At 43.9% G+C, this 18,195-nt stretch carries 13 protein-coding genes and 1 other RNA gene; 1 reads left to right on the forward strand and 13 read right to left on the reverse strand.

Going from position 1 to position 18,195, the window contains the following annotated elements:
• Nucleotides 1-6: 6 nt before the first annotated feature.
• The 4 genes from ilvD to tgt form a co-directional block, all read right to left on the reverse strand.
• The gene (gene ilvD, locus ACTNDS_RS05800; protein WP_441034354.1) at nucleotides 7-1,680 is read right to left on the reverse strand and encodes a dihydroxy-acid dehydratase; all 1,674 of its coding nucleotides are present in this window, start codon (nucleotides 1,678-1,680) and stop codon (nucleotides 7-9) included.
• A 37-nt stretch (nucleotides 1,681-1,717) separates the two neighbouring features.
• On the reverse strand, nucleotides 1,718-2,800 hold the full coding sequence (gene leuB / locus ACTNDS_RS05805) for a 3-isopropylmalate dehydrogenase (protein ID WP_441034356.1): 1,083 nt from the start codon (nucleotides 2,798-2,800) through the stop codon (nucleotides 1,718-1,720).
• Between the two features lie 165 nt (nucleotides 2,801-2,965).
• A complete protein-coding gene (gene yajC, locus ACTNDS_RS05810; protein ID WP_441034358.1) occupies nucleotides 2,966-3,265 on the reverse strand; it encodes a preprotein translocase subunit YajC in 300 nt (99 codons plus the stop codon).
• A gap of 248 nt (nucleotides 3,266-3,513) precedes the next feature.
• Nucleotides 3,514-4,665 (reverse strand): tRNA guanosine(34) transglycosylase Tgt, encoded by a 1,152-nt coding sequence (tgt, locus tag ACTNDS_RS05815; protein WP_008703492.1) that lies wholly within the window; start codon nucleotides 4,663-4,665, stop codon nucleotides 3,514-3,516.
• Between the two features lie 227 nt (nucleotides 4,666-4,892).
• On the opposite strand from tgt, the gene ACTNDS_RS05820 reads away from it, so the two are divergent.
• Nucleotides 4,893-9,134, forward strand: a complete 4,242-nt coding sequence (locus ACTNDS_RS05820; protein WP_441034361.1) for an acyl-CoA dehydratase activase-related protein — start codon at nucleotides 4,893-4,895, stop codon at nucleotides 9,132-9,134.
• 99 nt (nucleotides 9,135-9,233) lie between these two features.
• Here the strand turns inward: ACTNDS_RS05820 and ACTNDS_RS05825 are convergent, their stop codons facing one another.
• The 9 genes from ACTNDS_RS05825 to efp form a co-directional block, all read right to left on the reverse strand.
• Nucleotides 9,234-10,862, reverse strand: coding sequence for a putative polysaccharide biosynthesis protein (locus ACTNDS_RS05825; RefSeq protein ID WP_441034363.1), 1,629 nt, complete (start codon nucleotides 10,860-10,862; stop codon nucleotides 9,234-9,236).
• 45 nt (nucleotides 10,863-10,907) lie between these two features.
• Nucleotides 10,908-11,582, reverse strand: a complete 675-nt coding sequence (gene ung, locus ACTNDS_RS05830; RefSeq protein WP_441034365.1) for a uracil-DNA glycosylase — start codon at nucleotides 11,580-11,582, stop codon at nucleotides 10,908-10,910.
• A gap of 32 nt (nucleotides 11,583-11,614) precedes the next feature.
• Nucleotides 11,615-12,373 carry an imidazole glycerol phosphate synthase subunit HisF gene (hisF, locus tag ACTNDS_RS05835; RefSeq protein ID WP_433844576.1) on the reverse strand — a complete coding sequence of 253 codons (759 nt, stop codon included), beginning with the start codon at nucleotides 12,371-12,373 and terminating at the stop codon, nucleotides 11,615-11,617.
• Nucleotide 12,374: 1 nt separating this feature from the next.
• Nucleotides 12,375-13,013, reverse strand: coding sequence for an imidazole glycerol phosphate synthase subunit HisH (hisH, locus tag ACTNDS_RS05840; RefSeq protein WP_019162001.1), 639 nt, complete (start codon nucleotides 13,011-13,013; stop codon nucleotides 12,375-12,377).
• Between the two features lie 291 nt (nucleotides 13,014-13,304).
• Nucleotides 13,305-14,891 carry a sensor histidine kinase gene (locus tag ACTNDS_RS05845; protein ID WP_441034368.1) on the reverse strand — a complete coding sequence of 529 codons (1,587 nt, stop codon included), beginning with the start codon at nucleotides 14,889-14,891 and terminating at the stop codon, nucleotides 13,305-13,307.
• Nucleotides 14,888-15,568, reverse strand: coding sequence for a response regulator transcription factor (locus ACTNDS_RS05850; RefSeq protein WP_019162003.1), 681 nt, complete (start codon nucleotides 15,566-15,568; stop codon nucleotides 14,888-14,890). Before ACTNDS_RS05850 ends, ACTNDS_RS05845 begins: the two co-directional genes overlap by 4 nt.
• A gap of 212 nt (nucleotides 15,569-15,780) precedes the next feature.
• Nucleotides 15,781-16,129, reverse strand: a transfer-messenger RNA (tmRNA) gene (ssrA, locus tag ACTNDS_RS05855).
• Between the two features lie 279 nt (nucleotides 16,130-16,408).
• Entirely contained in the window at nucleotides 16,409-17,416 is a 1,008-nt protein-coding gene (locus ACTNDS_RS05860; RefSeq protein ID WP_173743780.1) for an aldo/keto reductase, read from the reverse strand.
• Between the two features lie 119 nt (nucleotides 17,417-17,535).
• Nucleotides 17,536-18,093, reverse strand: coding sequence for an elongation factor P (gene efp, locus ACTNDS_RS05865; protein WP_173743779.1), 558 nt, complete (start codon nucleotides 18,091-18,093; stop codon nucleotides 17,536-17,538).
• Nucleotides 18,094-18,195 lie beyond the last annotated feature (102 nt).

Below are 18,195 nucleotides of genomic sequence, written 5' to 3' on the forward strand. Positions count from 1 at the left end.
TCATCTTTATTTTGCTTTTGGTACCTCAAGGATTGCTCCTCTGTTTCCGGAGGTTACCATGGCAGCATATCTTGCAAGATATCCTGTTGTTACCTTTGGCTCACGAGGCTGCCATTTTGCTTTTCTTGCCTGCATTTCTTCATCAGAAACCTTGATCTCCAGTTTCAGTTCCGGAATGTTGATGCTGATGATATCCCCCTCTTCAACAAGTGCGATCGGTCCGCCGACTGCTGCTTCCGGTGATACATGTCCGATGGATGCTCCTCTGGATGCACCGCTGAAACGTCCGTCTGTGATCAGGGCTACAGAAGATCCCAGTCCCATACCTGCAATTGCAGATGTAGGGTTCAGCATCTCTCTCATGCCAGGGCCGCCTTTCGGTCCTTCGTAACGGATAACTACTACGTCACCCTCTACGATCTTGCCGCCTTTGATAGCTGCGATTGCGTCTTCCTCGCAGTCAAAGACTCTTGCAGGTCCTTCATGGACCATCATCTCTTCTACAACTGCAGAACGTTTTACAACACCGCCGTCCGGTGCAAGGTTACCCTTGAGAACTGCAAGTCCGCCTGTCCGGCTGTATGGATTGTCGATGGGTCTGATAACTTCAGGATTTAAATTTACACAGTCTTTGATGTTCTCGCCTACTGTCTTGCCTGTGACTGTCATGCACTCAGTATGAAGAAGTCCCTTCTTATTCAGTTCGTTCATAACTGCATATACACCGCCTGCTTCGTTCAGGTCTTCCATGTATGTAGGGCCTGCAGGTGCAAGGTGGCAGAGGTTTGGAGTCTTTGCGCTGATCTCGTTTGCAAAGCTGATATCAAAGTCCATTCCGATCTCATGAGCAATAGCCGGAAGGTGAAGCATACTGTTTGTGGAGCATCCAAGTGCCATGTCTACTGTCAGGGCATTGAGGATTGCTTCTTTTGTCATGATATCTCTTGGGCGGATGTTCTTTCTGTACATTTCCATAACCTGCATACCTGCATGTTTTGCAAGACGGATACGTTCAGAATATACAGCAGGGATGGTTCCGTTTCCTTTCAGACCCATACCAAGAACCTCTGTGAGACAGTTCATGGAGTTTGCTGTGTACATACCGGAACAGGATCCGCATGTAGGACATGTTTTCATTTCACATTCTGTCAGTCCGTCCTCATCAAGCTTGCCTGCTGCGTAAGCACCTACTGCCTCAAACATACTGGAAAGACTTGTCTTGTGTCCGTTCAGATGTCCGGCAAGCATTGGACCGCCGCTTACGAATACAGTAGGAACATTCAGTCTGGCTGTTGCCATCAGAAGTCCGGGTACATTCTTGTCACAGTTAGGAATCATTACCAGTGCATCAAACTGATGTGCCATTGCCATTGCTTCTGTGGAATCTGCGATCAGATCTCTGGTAACCAGAGAATATTTCATTCCAACGTGTCCCATTGCAATACCGTCGCAGACTGCGATTGCCGGGAACATAACAGGTGTACCCCCTGCCATTGCCACACCAAGCTTAACTGCCTGTGTGATCTTGTCAAGGTTCATATGGCCCGGTACGATTTCATTGTAAGAACTTACGATACCTACCAGAGGTCTGTCCATTTCTTCTTTTGTCATTCCAAGAGCATTAAACAGGGAACGGTGAGGTGCCTGCTGTGTGCCTGTTTTTACTGCATCACTTCTCATTATCTATTTCCTCTTTTCTTAATTGTTTATCATTTACTTACAGAGCTGCTGCGATCAGGTCGCCCATCTCTTTTGTTCCTACAAGTTTGCATCCCTCTGACATAATATCACCTGTGCGGTATCCCTCTATCAGGATTTTCTGCACTGCTGCTTCTACTGCATCTGCTTCTTTATCCATATCAAGGGAAAAGCGAAGCATCATTGCTGCGGAAAGAATGGTTGCAATAGGGTTTGCCTTATCCTGTCCTGCAATATCAGGTGCAGAACCATGGCTTGGCTCATAGAGACCGAATTTTGTCTCATTTAAGCTTGCAGATGAAAGCATTCCGATGGAGCCTGTTACCATACTTGCCTCGTCTGAAAGGATATCTCCGAACATATTCTCTGTCAGGATAACATCGAACTGTTTCGGATCACGTACAAGCTGCATTGCGCAGTTGTCAACCAGCATATGCTCTAAGGTAACATCCGGATAATCTTTGGCAACTTCCTCTACCACTTTTCTCCAGAGTCTGGAAGAATCCAGAACATTTGCCTTATCTACGCTTGTTACTTTATTTCTTCTCTTACGTGCGATCTCAAATGCTTTGATGGCAATACGGCGGATTTCGTTTTCATTATAGGAAAGTGTATCAATTGCTTTCTTCACACCATTCTCTTCAATAGTCTGACGTTCTCCGAAATACAGACCGCCTGTAAGCTCACGTACAATGATCATGTCAAATCCGTCTCCGATGATCTCATCGCGGAGAGGGCAGGCTTTTCTCAGCTCATTGTAAAGGTAAGCCGGTCTTAAGTTTGCAAAAAGATTTAATGCCTTACGGATTGCAAGAAGTCCTGCTTCCGGGCGTTTGGACGGCTCAAGCTTATACCATGGAGAAGTTTTTGCATCTCCGCCAATAGAGCCCATCAGTACGGCATCTGATGATTTGGCAGTAGCAATTGCCTCATCAGTAAGGGGTACGCCGTGTACATCGATGGATGCGCCGCCTAACAGAACTTCTGAATAGGAAAAGCTGTGTCCATATTTCTCGCATACCTTGTCCAGTACTTTCTTTGCTTCTCTTACGATTTCCGGTCCGATTCCGTCGCCGGGGATCAATGCAATCTTATAATCCATAATAATTTCCTCCAAAATACTCTAATTGCGTAATTGTTATTATAATAACGCACTTTCCGACAGATTTCAACCTATTAAAGTGAAAAAATGCAAAAGTGCCAATCAAAAAAGCAGAACCACAGTCATCACTGACTATGTGTTCTGCTTTTTATCATTTCACTTTCATTATTCAGCAGCGCTTCCGGCTTTCTCAACTTCAGCGATTGCCTGTTTTCTCATAGGAATACGGCAGTTTTTGTTATTACCGAATTCTACGATCACGTCTTCTTCTGTCATGTCAATGATCACGCCATAAAAGCCACTGGTAGTAACAATGCTGTCACCAACTTCCATGTCATTTAACATTGCCTGAATTCTCTTCTGCTCTTTTTTCTGAGGGCGAAGCATTAAGAAGTACATAATTCCGAACAGTACTACCATCCAGACAATAGCGCCAACCATACCCATTCCGCTTGATGCGTCCATTTTGATTCCTCCTGTAACTTTTCCTGTTATTCTGCATATTTGCAGTCCATCATGTATTCACAGACCGTCCTGACGGCTGCTCATACTGAAGAGCTGCTTTGCGATCCACTTATAATCTCCGTTACTTTCTGTATGAAATCTTGTTTTCATACAAAACAATCTGATTAAAGCGTCACTACACATCATACACAAAAAAACGCTTTACTTCAAGAGTTTTTGGTATATTTAATAATAATTTTATATACAAATTATCTTTTCGAGTTTATTTTGCCCTCTTCAAAGCCTTCCAGCCGCATTTTCTTATATTCTGCGAAGTTTCCTGCATCAAGCGCATCTCGGATCTCTTCCATCATATGATTGTAGAAATACAGATTGTGAAGTACACAGAGACGCATTCCCAGCATTTCCTTTGCTTTCAGAAGATGACGGATATAGGCTCTGCTGTAATGCTGGCATGCAGGACACTGACAGCCCTCTTCTATAGGACGTGTGTCCAGTTCATATTTTGCATTGAACAGATTCATCTTTCCATGATTGGTATATACATGTCCATGGCGGCCGTTACGGCTTGGATATACGCAGTCAAAGAAATCAATTCCTCTCTCAACACCTTCCAGAATATTTGCCGGTGTTCCCACACCCATCAGGTAAGTAGGTTTATTCTGAGGAAGATAGGGGACTACCGCATCCAGGATTCTGTACATCTCTTCATGGGTTTCTCCAACTGCCAAACCGCCGACCGCATAGCCATCCAGATCCATTTCAGAGATCGCTTTGGCATGCTCAATACGGATATCTTCATAAACAGCACCCTGGTTGATTCCAAACAGAAGCTGTTCTTTATTAATGGTATCCGGCAGACTGTTCAGTCTTGCCATTTCCGCTTTACAGCGGGCAAGCCATCGTGTGGTTCTGTCTACAGACTTCTGCACATAATCCCTGTCAGCCACACTGCTGGGACATTCATCAAATGCCATGGCAATAGTGGAAGCAAGATTGGACTGGATCTGCATACTCTCTTCCGGACCCATAAAAATCTTATGTCCGTCAATATGGGAATTAAAATAAACTCCCTCTTCTTTGATCTTTCTCAGCTTTGCAAGGGAAAACACCTGGAATCCGCCTGAGTCTGTAAGGATCGGTTTGTCCCATACCATAAATTTATGAAGACCACCTAACTGCTTTACTATTTTATCACCCGGGCGCACATGAAGATGATAAGTATTTGATAATTCTACCTGTGTTCCGATCTGCTGTAAATCCATGGTGGATACAGCGCCTTTAATCGCACCGATCGTTCCCACATTCATAAAAACAGGAGTCTGGATCGTACCATGCACTGTATGAAACTCTGCGCGTTTGGCACGCCCCTCTGTTTTCAGAAGTTTATATTCTGCCATTTTTGTTCTCCTCTTGATAAAAATCACTTTTTTCATTATATCTTGAAATAGCTGAATTTTCAACTGCAAATCACTCAAACCTTGGTAAACTTTCATCTTGTCTTTTCCAGACCATTAGCGTATAATATTACGGAATATTCCATATCTGGAAATAGATATTTAAATAGGAAAGAATTGCTTTACTATTTTTTCTTTTTATACAGAAAGAGGAGGCTTGAATTTACTTTATGAATTACAAAACACTTGGAATTGACATTGGTTCCACTACTGTAAAGATCGCGATCTTAGATGAGAATGAAAATCTCATTTTCGCGGATTACAAGCGTCATTTCGCCAACATTCAGGAAACCCTTGCAGACCTTCTTCAGGAGGCCTTTGACCAGTATGGCGAGATGACTCTCCATCCTGTGATCACAGGTTCCGGCGGTCTGACCCTTGCCAACCATCTGGGCGTTCCTTTTACCCAGGAGGTTATTGCAGTTTCTACTTCTCTGCAGAAGCTGGCACCAAAGACAGATGTTGCCATCGAGCTTGGCGGTGAGGATGCCAAGATCATTTATTTCGAAAACGGAAACGTAGAACAGCGTATGAACGGTATCTGTGCAGGCGGTACCGGTTCTTTCATCGACCAGATGGCTTCTCTTCTCCAGACAGATGCCACAGGTCTGAATGAATATGCCAAAGATTACAAAGCGCTCTACCCGATTGCTGCACGCTGCGGTGTTTTCGCCAAAACGGATATCCAGCCGCTGATCAATGACGGTGCAACCAAACCGGATCTGTCAGCTTCTATTTTCCAGGCAGTTGTAAACCAGACCATCTCCGGTCTTGCCTGTGGAAAACCCATCCGTGGACATGTTGCATTCCTGGGTGGTCCGCTTCACTTCCTGTCCGAACTGAGAGAATCCTTTATCCGTACTTTGAAGCTGGATGAGGAACACACCATCATTCCGGAGAACTCCCATCTTTTTGCAGCCATCGGTTCTGCATTAAATGCAAAAGAAGACAACTCCATTTCCCTGACAGAAATGAAAGACAGACTCCGCAATTCCATTAAGCTGGATTTTGAAGTAGAACGTATGGAACCACTTTTCGCTTCTCAGGATGAATACGATGCATTTGCAAAACGTCAGAGTTCCTACAAAGTAAAAACAGGAGATCTGGCTACATATAAAGGAAACTGCTATCTGGGTATTGATGCAGGTTCCACCACAACCAAAACTGCACTGGTAGGCGAAGATGGAACACTTCTCTATTCCTTTTACAGCAGTAACAACGGAAACCCGTTAAAAACTACCATCCGTTCTATTAAAGAAATCTATGAACTGCTTCCCAAAGACGCAAAGATCGCTTATTCCTGTTCTACAGGTTACGGCGAGGCTCTGATCAAAGCGGCCCTGCTCCTGGATGAGGGCGAGGTTGAGACCGTATCCCATTACTATGCAGCTGCATTCTTTGACCCAGAGGTAGACTGTATCCTGGATATCGGCGGACAGGATATGAAATGTATCAAGATCCGCAACAAGACCGTTGACAGCGTACAGTTAAATGAAGCATGCTCCTCCGGATGCGGTTCCTTTATTGAAACCTTTGCCAAATCCCTGAATTATACAGTACAGGATTTCGCAAAAGCTGCTGTTTTCGCACAACATCCTATTGATCTTGGTACCAGATGTACTGTTTTCATGAATTCCAAGGTAAAGCAGGCACAGAAAGAGGGAGCTGAGGTTTCCGATATTTCCGCAGGTCTTGCTTACTCTGTTATCAAAAATGCACTCTATAAGGTTATCAAGGTTTCTGACGCTTCCGAACTTGGCAGACACATCGTTGTACAGGGTGGTACCTTCTACAATGATGCGGTTCTTCGAAGCTTCGAAAAGATTGCAGGCTGCGAAGCCATCCGTCCGGATATTGCCGGAATCATGGGTGCCTTCGGTGCCGCACTGATTGCCCGTGAACGCCATCAGGAAGGCGCAGAAACGACTATGCTCTCCATTGATAAGATCAACGAGCTGAAATATACAACTTCTATGGCAAACTGTCGTGGATGTACCAATAACTGCCGTCTGACTATCAACAAATTCTCCGGAGGCCGTCAGTATGTAAGCGGTAACCGCTGCGAGCGTGGTATCGGTAAGGAAAAAAACAAAGATCATATTCCGAATCTTTATGAATACAAATATAAACGTATTTTCTCCTACACACCGCTTACTGCTGATAAGGCAACGCGAGGTAAAGTAGGTATCCCCCGTGTTCTGAATATGTTTGAGAATTATCCTTTCTGGTATACTTTCTTTACAGAACTGAAGTATGAGGTTGTGCTCTCTCCTACTTCCACCAGAAAGATTTATGAACTGGGTATTGAATCCATTCCAAGTGAGTCCGAATGCTACCCTGCCAAGCTCGCACATGGCCATGTAACCTGGCTGATCCGCAATGGCGTGAAATTTATTTTCTACCCATGTATCCCATATGAACGTAACGAGTTCCCGGATGCAGTCAATCACTATAACTGCCCGATTGTTACTTCTTATGCCGAAAATATCAAAAATAACGTAGACGAATTAAATGATCCGTCCATTACCTTCCGCAATCCCTTCCTTGCATTTACTTCTGAGGAAATTCTGGCAAATCGTCTGGTAGAGGAATTTAAGGATATCCCGGCAGGAGAAGTCAAAGCTGCTGTGCATAAGGGCTGGGAAGAAATGGCTGCTGCACGCCGCGATGTACAGAAAAAAGGGGAAGAAACCCTGAAATATCTGGAAGATACAGGACGCCATGGTATTGTCCTTGCAGGACGCCCATACCATATTGACCCGGAAATCCATCATGGTATCCCGGATCTGATCAACAGCTATGGTATTGCCGTACTTACTGAGGATTCCATCTCTCATCTGGCACCTGTGGAACGCCCGATCCGCGTCAACGACCAGTGGATGTACCACTCCAGACTGTATGCTGCCGCAAACTATGTAAAGACACGCGATGATCTGGATCTGATCCAGCTGAACTCTTTCGGATGTGGTCTGGATGCAGTTACTACAGACGAGGTTTATGAAATCCTTGACGGAAGTGACAAAATCTATACCTGCTTAAAGATTGACGAGGTAAATAACCTTGGTGCTGCAAGAATCCGTATCCGTTCCCTGATCGCAGCGATCCGCGCGAAGAAAGCACAGGGACAGAAACGTACTGTCAAACCTGCTTCTATTGATAAAGTATCCTTTACAAAGGAAATGAGAAAGGACTATACCATCCTCTGTCCGCAGATGTCACCTTTCCATTTCAGTCTCCTGCAGGCAGCATTCAATTCCTGCGGATACAACCTTGAGGTACTTCCGAACGACAATAAACATGCAGTGGATGTTGGTCTGAAGTATGTAAACAATGACGCCTGCTATCCGTCTCTGATCGTTGTGGGACAGATCATGGATGCTCTGCTTTCCGGTAAATATGACCTGAACAAAACGGCCGTTGTCATGTCACAGACAGGTGGCGGATGTCGTGCTTCCAACTATATCGCATTTATACGACGCGCATTAAAGAAAGCCGGTATGGAACAGATTCCGGTTATCTCTGTTAACTTAAGCGGTCTGGAAAGTAATCCCGGATTCAAACTTACCCTTCCATTAGTGAAGAAAGTTGCTTACGGTGCCGTATTCGGAGATATCCTGATGAAATGCGTATATCGTATGCGTCCTTATGAACTGGAAGAGGGAATCGTAAACAGGAAACATAAAATCTGGGAACAGCGTGTGATCTCTTTCTTAAGCGGAAGCAGTATCAGCCACAGCCAGTTTAAAAAAATGTGCCGCGAAATGGTTCATGAATTTGATACCATTCCCATCAGTGATGTGAAGAAGCCTCGTGTGGGCATCGTAGGCGAAATCCTTGTCAAGTTCCTGCCTGCTGCAAACAATCATCTGGCAGAGCTTCTGGAATCTGAAGGCGCTGAGGCAGTTGTACCGGATCTGATCGATTTCATGTGCTACTGCTTCTATAATCAGAACTTCAAGGTAGAAAATCTTGGATTCAAGAAGTCCAAGGCAACCATGGCAAACTGGGGAATCAAAGCAATCGAATGGGTGAGAAAGCCTGCAAGCGAAGCTCTTGCACAGAGCCGCCATTTTGCACCGCCTGCTGATATCAGAGATCTGGCAAAAATGGCATCTCCCATTGTTTCCACCGGAAACCAGACAGGTGAGGGATGGTTCCTGACAGGTGAGATGATGGAACTGATCCATGGAGATGTTCCAAACATTGTTTGTATCCAGCCTTTCGGATGTCTGCCGAACCATATTGTGGGTAAGGGTGTTATCAAAGAGATCCGCAGAGAATATCCCACAGCAAACATTGTAGCCATCGACTATGATCCGGGTGCAAGTGAAGTTAACCAGCTGAACCGAATCAAACTGATGCTCTCCACAGCTCAGAAAAACCTGAAAAAAACAGAAAAGAAAGACGCATAAAATAAAAGAGTTATATTTCAGAAATTTTAAATGTGTTTCTATTTCAGAAATACATTTAAACCATGAAATATAACTCTTTTGTTTTTATAATTTCAGTGTTTAATTATTCTGCCAGAACGGAAGTTTCTCTGCAATCCTTATCAGATAGCTTCCACCCGGAATTCTTCTAAGCTGTGATTCTGACGGCTTGCTGATGATCAGGTAAGCAAACAGATAAACAACCGCAGCAACAGGAATGGAAACGATCAGACAAATGAAATTGGATTTTACAAAAATGTTTAATCCATAGCAGATACAGCCTGCAACAATTCCCATGGGAACAGATGCAAGAACAGGATACAGATATCCTTCTTTCCATGGATTCTTATACTGCAGATATTTCTTCATGGCTCTGTCATTTAACACACATACAACCACAGAATAGATCACCATTGCGATCAGCAGTGCATAAACTCCAAGGTTTGTAGTAAACAGCAACACTACCACTACCACAATATCCACAACCAGTGCGATTGCTGCCGTAATCACCGGAATCCTCTGCTGTCCGATCGCCTGCAGAACTCCATTGGAAATATTTGACATTCCATTGAGCAGAATTGAAAACGAACCAAGGATCAGCAGGTTGGCTGCCAGTCCTGTGGAATTTCCGTAAAGCAAAAATACAATCGGCTGCGCAAGCACTGCCAGTCCCATTGCACATGGGGCGGAAACTACCATAGAAAGCTGTACGGTCTGGTCAATGCACTCTCTGGTCGCTTCAATATCTCCGGTGGCATACAGGGCGGAAACTTCCGGAATCATGGAAGTAGGTGCCGTACTGGACAGCGTCAGAGGAATATTAATAATTGTCATAAAGTAAGTAGCATACTCTGCATATAAAATACCGATCTGTGCCGCATCTCCACCTCTTCTTCCCAGAATATCCGAGAAAAGATACCCATTGATATACGCATTTACATTATAAACAAAGGCGCTGAGAATAATCGGCGAAACAACCAGGATGATCACACGGAAAATCTCTTTGTAGGACTCTTCCTGATGTCTGTGGTCTCTCGCTACCCGGTGCAGGATTTTTCTGCGGTTTACACCATACACCAGAAGCATGAATGCCAATGCAGTCACCACTCCGGCTCCGGTTCCTACTGTGGAACCTGCTGCCCCCCATTTTGCAATGCTGTTCTCTGTTCCATCTGAGAATGCATTGATAAATCCCCAGGCTGCCAGAAGACTGACTGCCGCATTAAATACCTGCTCAATGATCTGGGAGATCGATGTTGGCATCATATTTCTGTATGCCTGAAAATATCCTCTGAATACCCCAAGGATACCGGATAAAAAAATCGTCGGCGCCAGGATCTGAAGTGCCGGAATTGCATCCTTCTGATTCTGAGGGATGATCAGTCCTGCTCCAAAGAGACAGAATAAACCCACCACTCCACCAATCACCATGGCATAGATCATAGCACCCTTAAAGAACTTATGTGCATTTCTGTAATCCTCCAGAGCAATACGCTCGGAGATAAGCTTGGATACCGCCTGTGGAATACTAAAGGATGCGATCATCAGAAGGATCATATAGGCATTCTGCGCAAGACTTGTATAGCCCATTCCCAAACTTCCGATAATATTGGAAAGCGGACTCTTGTACAGAAGACCGATCACCTTGGAGATCATAGCTGCAATCATCAGAAAGGATGCATTTTTTACTAAATTGTTTTTCTGATTCATGTTATCACTGTGTGTCTTTTACCTGACTACACATTACCTCTTTTCTTATATATTTTCTATCTGCCAGTCGATTGGTTCCAGACCGTTGGCAACAAGAAATTCGTTTGTTTTACTGAAGTGTTTACACCCGAAAAATCCCCTGTAAGCAGACAGTGGACTAGGATGAGGTGCCTCCAGTATCAGATGCTTCGGATTATTCAGCATGGATTTCTTCATCTGCGCCGGACGTCCCCAGAGCAGAAATACCATAGGACGGTCCTGCTCATTCAGAACCTGGATCGCAGCATCCGTAAACTGCTCCCAGCCGATTCCTCTGTGCGAATTTGCCTGATGAGCACGTACAGTCAGAACTGTGTTCAGAAGAAGCACTCCCTGCTTTGCCCACTTCTCCAGATAACCGTTATTGGGGATATGGCATCCACAGTCATCATGAAGCTCCTGATAAATATTCACCAGAGACGGCGGAGTCTCCACTCCTCTCTTCACGGAAAAACAAAGCCCATGAGCCTGCCCGTCGTTATGATAGGGATCCTGTCCCAGGATTACTACCTTCACTTCGTTTAACGGTGTAAAATGAAATGCATTAAACAGATCATCTGCAGGAGGAAAAATCTTCCTGGTCTGATATTCTGTCATCACCGTTTTATATAATTTTGCATAATACGGCTGGTGAAACTCTCCCTTCAGGGCTTCCAGCCAGTCACCTGAAATTGCTGACATACCTTATCCTTCACCTCTTGTATTTTTCGCAGTCATCGTCTGACAGAAATTCCTCTGTCAGCCAGATAATCCTTTACCTGAGAAATCTCCAGTTCTTTATAATGGAACAAAGACGCAGCCAGTGCAGCATCTGCTCCCCCTTCGGTCAGTGCATCATAAAAATGCTCCAGTGTCCCAGCACCCCCTGATGCGATCACAGGAATGGAGACAGCATCAGCGATTGCTCTGGTAAGAGCCAGGTCATATCCTGCTTTTGTACCGTCACAATCCATACTGGTGAGAAGAATTTCCCCTGCACCCAAAGCTTCCACTTTCTTTGCCCACTCTATGGCATCAATCCCTGTATCCAGTCTTCCGCCATGTTTGTAAATATTCCATCCGCCGTCTTCTCTGCGCTTGGCATCAATAGCCACAACTACGCACTGGCTTCCAAACTTGTCAGCCGCCTCACTGATCAGTTCCGGTCTGTCAATTGCTGCAGAATTTACGGAAATCTTATCTGCTCCTTCTCTCAGCAGTTTCTTGAAATCATCTACAGTACGGATACCGCCGCCTACTGTAAACGGGATAAATACATTGGCAGCAACCCGTCTTACCATGTCAACTACCGTATCTCTCTGTTCGCAGGATGCTGTAATATCGAGAAACACCAGTTCATCTGCTCCTGCTGCATCATAGGCTTTGGCAATCTCCACCGGATCACCCGCATCCCGAAGCTGCACAAAATTTACGCCCTTTACCACACGTCCCTTATTTACATCCAGGCAGGGAATAATTCTCTTTGTAAACATCTTATTTTCCCTCCTTCTCAGTATTGCCGTCTTTTCCCACAGCAGCAAAATTTTCAAGTATCTTCAGTCCCCATTTGCTGCTCTTTTCCGGATGGAACTGGCAGGCAAATACATTGTCCTTTTCTACGGAAGCATGAATACAGGTGCTGTATTCTGTAGTAGCCTTTACAATCTCAGGCTCCTCTGCCTGCAGATAATAAGAATGCACAAAATATACATAGGTCTGTTCCGGGATTCCCTGAAACAGTCTGCCATTATTCTGAAAATGCAGGGAATTCCATCCCATATGTGGAATCTTAAGTCCAGGCGCAGGCGGAATCTTAACAATTTTCCCTTTCAGGATTCCAAGGCCTTCCACCCCCGGTGTCTCCTCACTGCTTTCAAAAAGGAGCTGAAGTCCCAGACAGATTCCAAGAAATGGCGTCTTCTTCTCTACAATCTCATGGATCACAGGTACAAGTCCGTATGTATGAAGATTCTCCATCGCCTGTCCAAAGCTTCCCACGCCAGGCAAAATTACTTTATCTGCATTTAGCAGAATCTGCGGATCACGGGATACCACAGTTTTTTCTCCAAGATAATGAAGCGCTTTTTCTACACTTTTGATATTTCCTGCATCATAGTCAATTATTCCAATCATGTCTTCCTCCTGATGTTTCTGCTCAATTCTTGTATTTCATAATAATCATCCTGTCATTATCTTTTCATCCATCTGTATAGTATAACCTAAAAACAGACAGTTGCAAAGTGCTTTCTTCGCTTCTGCCTGTTTTTCTGACTTAACGTTACTGTTCACTCCGTTCACAGTAACTTAGCCAAAATTCATTCCAGATTGCCTTCGGCAATGGAATTTTGGCTTGTATGTCTCGGGATTTTGGCATATTCATGCCAAAACACCTCGCGGGATAGTAGTGTGTGAACAGTAACAACTTTACTGTCTGCTGTCCAGAGTAAACCAGAACTCTACTCCGTTATCAAAGTTGCAAACACCATACTTCTGGTTCATTCCTTCCACAATTGCCTTTACAATGGAAAGTCCGATTCCGCTGCCTCCATATTCTCTGGTACGGGCCTTGTCTACCTTATAAAACTTATTCCACAGATTTGGAAGATCCTCCTCAGGAATGGGGGTTCCGGTATTAAATACTGTTACCTTCACGTAATCAGCCTCCTGCAGGATCTTAATTTCCACTTTTCGCTCTCCGTCCAGATGATTCAGGGCATTACTTGTATAATTGGTTACCACCTCTTCTGTCTTAAACTCATCTGCCCATACATACACAGGATCCTGTGCCTCAAATATCACAGTGGCTTCTTTCTGCTCGATCATAATATGCATGGACTGCAGGACTCCATGAATCAGTGATACAATATCAAAGCGTTCCATCATTGGAGCATCCTTGCCGGATTCCAGCTGGTTTAAGGTCAGCAGATTTTTTACCAGCTTATTCATTTTGGATGCCTCATCCATAATTACTTCACAGTAAAAAGCCCTACTTTCCGGGTCATCAGATATATTTTCATTTAGACCCTCTGCATATCCCTGAATCAATGCAATGGGCGTTTTCAGCTCATGGGAAACATTATCCAGAAACTCCTTACGCATCTCATCAATCTTGATCTTATCCTCAATATCCTTCTGCAGCTTATTGTTTGCTGATTTCAATTCAGAAATTGTATTTTCCAGTTTTCTGGACATTTTGTTGAAATTATCGCCCAGAACATCAATCTCATTTCCTGCATGGCTCTCATATCTGGCTTCAAAATCCAGATTGGACATTTTTTCAGAAAGCCTTGTCAGTTCACTGATAGGTCTGGTGATCCGGTTAGTGATCAGCAATATTAACAAACCGCTGATCAAAATGATCACTACTCCTACAAACAGATAAAAATTGTTAGATATGGCTGCGCTCTCCTTAATACTCTCCAGCGGAGAACGAATCAGATAATAGTATCCATTTTCATACTGTCCCCAGCATTCTACATACTCCATACCTGCAAAACGGTCATGTACCTGCCAAATGGTACCATCTTCTGTCTGCTTCAGAATATGACTATGTTCCATATCCTTATCCAGATCATTAATGTACCCAAAAAGTTTACTGCGGAGCATTTTAGCCATATTGGCTTCCCCCCAGTAATAATAACCACTGTTCTCCTCATTTACAATGATCCAGGTCAGATTATTTCTGGAACTGCTGTGTTCGATCTCATCCGGCACCTCTTCCTCTGCTTTCGACGGATTCTCTATTTCTCCATTCTTATCTGTATCATATTTCAGAAGGTTATCCAGATTCATCTGAGAAAGAACTGTCCTGGCTTCCTCCAGCACTTCCACTTTTTTTGATACATAATATCGTTCCAGAAAAAGTCCGTTTATCAACGTGATAGAAAAAATCGACACCAGGAGAAGACCAATAAACAGAACTGAGATCTGATGTTTCAGGGAATGGAATTTTCTGAGATTTTTCTTCTTTTTAATGTTCTGCTTTTTCTCTTTTCTGTCTCCGGACATCATGCATCAACCTCAAATTTATATCCCATACCCCATACAGTCTTGATATATTCTCCTTTGTCTCCCATTTTACTTCTCAGCTTTTTAACATGGGTATCAATGGTACGGGCATCTCCAAAATAATCATAATTCCACACAGAATTAAGGATTTTTTCCCTGGAAAGTGCAATTCCCTGGTTTTCCAGAAAATATGTCAATAATTCAAATTCTTTAAAACTTAAGTCCATGGTTTTTCCGTCCACTGTAGCAATATGAGCAGCCTTGTCAATCACAATTCCTCCCGCTGAAAGAGTATCCTCTGTATTTCCCTGCCCTGTGCGGCGAAGGATTGCTTCTACTCTCGCCACCAGGATTTTGGGGCTGAAAGGCTTGGAAATATATTCATCTACTCCCAGTTCAAAGCCCAGAAGCTCATCTCGCTCATCTCCTCTTGCAGTAAGCATAATAATGGGCACCTTGGAATTCTTACGAATCTCACGGCACACTTCCCACCCATCCATCTTAGGCATCATTACATCCAGTATAATCAGTGCCACATCCTTTTCTGCATAAAAAATATCAATTGCCTCTTCACCGTCCCCGGCCTCCAGCACCTGAAAATTCTTTTTAGTCAGAAAATCACTGACAAGCTTTCTCATACGGCTTTCATCATCCACAACCAGGATTTTTAATGCATCCATAACTGTTCCTCCGTTATCTTTATTGTAAAAAATAATCTCTGCTTTTCTTATTACTGTACTATAGCAAACATTTGTGGAATAAATGTGAACACAGAAAGTAAATAAAAATATTATTTCATTGAATAAAATCAAGCCATAAAAAATGGTGCCTGGTCAAAGAACCATGCACCATTTTTATCTACATCCAAAGCACCGGAAATACGGTGCTCTTCCTATGGACCTGGCGGGAATTGAACCCGCGTCCGAAAGCCTATTCATTGAGGCATCTCCCATCACAGTCGATGATTTAACATTCCCTCGATCATACGCCCACCGACAGGCTTATGATCTCAGTAGCTTCATCATACATCTACCAGGGCAAAGCTTACCTGATAAGGTTTCTCACAAGGTCGACGCCAGATTCCCAATGTGTGAGTGCATCAGGGCTGACGAGCAGCAATTAGGCTGCTAACGCTAACTTTTCGTCTGCGTTTATATTTAGTTTCCCAGTTGATACGCAGTCCAGGAGTCTGCGGATGGCTTCCTAAACTTCAAAGCCCCCGTCGAAACCAGTACAAGCCCTAAACTTTATAGCTGAACATACAGCCTGCTGGTTTTCAGACGAAAGTCTGCAGACCGCCAACACGGTCTGCCTTTTTGCTATTATAAAAAAAACTATTCGTCCTGTCAAGGGTAATTATTACATTTTTATTCGCCGTTACTGTTCACTCCGTTCTCAGCAACACGCTTCGCGATGCACAGAATTTATGCTAGTCGCATAAATTCGCGCGGTATATCTCGGGTTTTCTGTGACCTTCGCTCACAAAAAACACCTCGCGGGATATTACCAATGAACAGTAACTATTCGCCGAACTGCTCTGCACATTCCTTCATCATCTTCCTTATAGGCAGATGATAAGGGCATCTGGTCTCACAAACTCCACATTCTATACAGTCAGAAGCCTTTGCCTGCAGTGTACTGTAACGGCTTCTGGCCCATTCTCCCAGATCATATCGATTCAGATAACCGGCAAACAGAAACACATTGGGAATACTGATACCTGCAGAGCAGGGTGCACAGTAATTACATCTGCGGCAGAAATTTGTACCCAGCTGTTCTCTGACCTTTCTGATTTCATCAAGCTCTGTCTGACTTAAAGGTGAAGAGTCCAGACAGGCCTTTATGTTCTCCTCCATCTCATGCTCTTCTGCCATTCCGGGAATTACAATCGTTACATTTGGATTGGAACAGATGTAGCGAAGTGCCAATGTTCCGTTTTCAATGGCTCCACCTGCCAGAGGTTTCATATCAATAAACCCTATATTTCGTTTTTTGCATTCTGCAATCAGTTCTTCGCCCTGACCTTCCACAATGTTATACGGAAACATAATTGTTTCCACCCAATCCAGATCCAGTGCCCGCTCGAACACCTCTACGGAGTGAGCGGTCAGTCCCAGATGTCCGATCTTTCCAGCCTTCTTTGCCTCCTGCAAGGCCTCCAGTGCACCGTCCTTTGCCAGAACCTGATCCAACTGCTCCATGCTTGGATTATGTACCTGATAAATATCAATATAATCTGTTTTCAAATTGCACAGGCTTTTTTCAATATCAGCTGCCATAGCCTCTCTTGTCCTGGCCATACTCTTGGTTGCAATCACAAATTTATCCCTGATCCCCTCCAATGCATAGCCCAGATATTCCTCGCTGACAGTATAGCCCCTGGCTGTGTCAATGTAATTTACTCCCCTGTCTGAAAGTTTATGCACCAGTATTCTTGTCCCCTCTGCATCAATTTTCTGAATGGGGATTCCGCCCAGACCAATTTTAGAAACCTTTAAACCAGTCTTTCCCAATGTAACATATTCCATTTTTATTCCCTCTTTTCTCCAAAATCAGTTTTTCCCTCTGAGCAAAAAACTGCCATCGCCTTCCGACAATGACAGTTTTTTCATATCAAACGGACAGCAATCATCCGCATTTTGTTAGATTATACTCTCGAGAGATATTCTCCGGTTCTTGTGTCGATTTTCAGTTTGTCACCCTGGTTAACAAACAGTGGAACCTGAACCTGTGCACCTGTCTCAACAGTAGCAGGTTTTGTAGCACCCTGAGCTGTATTTCCTGCAAATCCAGGCTCTGTCTCAGTTACTTCAAGTTCTACGAAAAGTGGTGGCTCAATAGCAAATACGTTTCCGTTATGGGAACATACTTTAACCATTTCGTTTTCTTTTACGAATTTCAGGGAATCGCCTACCTGATCCTTTGTCAGACCTACCTGATCATAGGTTTCTACATTCATGAAGTAGTATAAATCACCATCATCATAGAGATACTGCATATCAACACGTTCAATACGTGCTGCCGGGAATTTCTCAGTAGGACGGAAAGACTTCTCCAGAACTGCTCCAGTAATGATGTTTTTGTATTTGGTTCTTACGAAAGCAGCACCCTTTCCTGGTTTTACATGCTGAAATTCAACAATCTGACATACATTTCCGTCAATTTCAAGTGTGATACCGTTTTTGAAATCACCTGCTGAAATCATATTTCTATTTCCTCCTTAATTGTACAATTCAACGTTACTGCTCTCTGTCTCTGCAGCAACCGCCTCAACAGTGCGTGTCTGCGTATTCATTTTCTGCAATTT

The organism is Blautia sp. HCP3S3_C12, from assembly GCF_052064155.1.
Classification (GTDB): domain Bacteria; phylum Bacillota; class Clostridia; order Lachnospirales; family Lachnospiraceae; genus Blautia_A.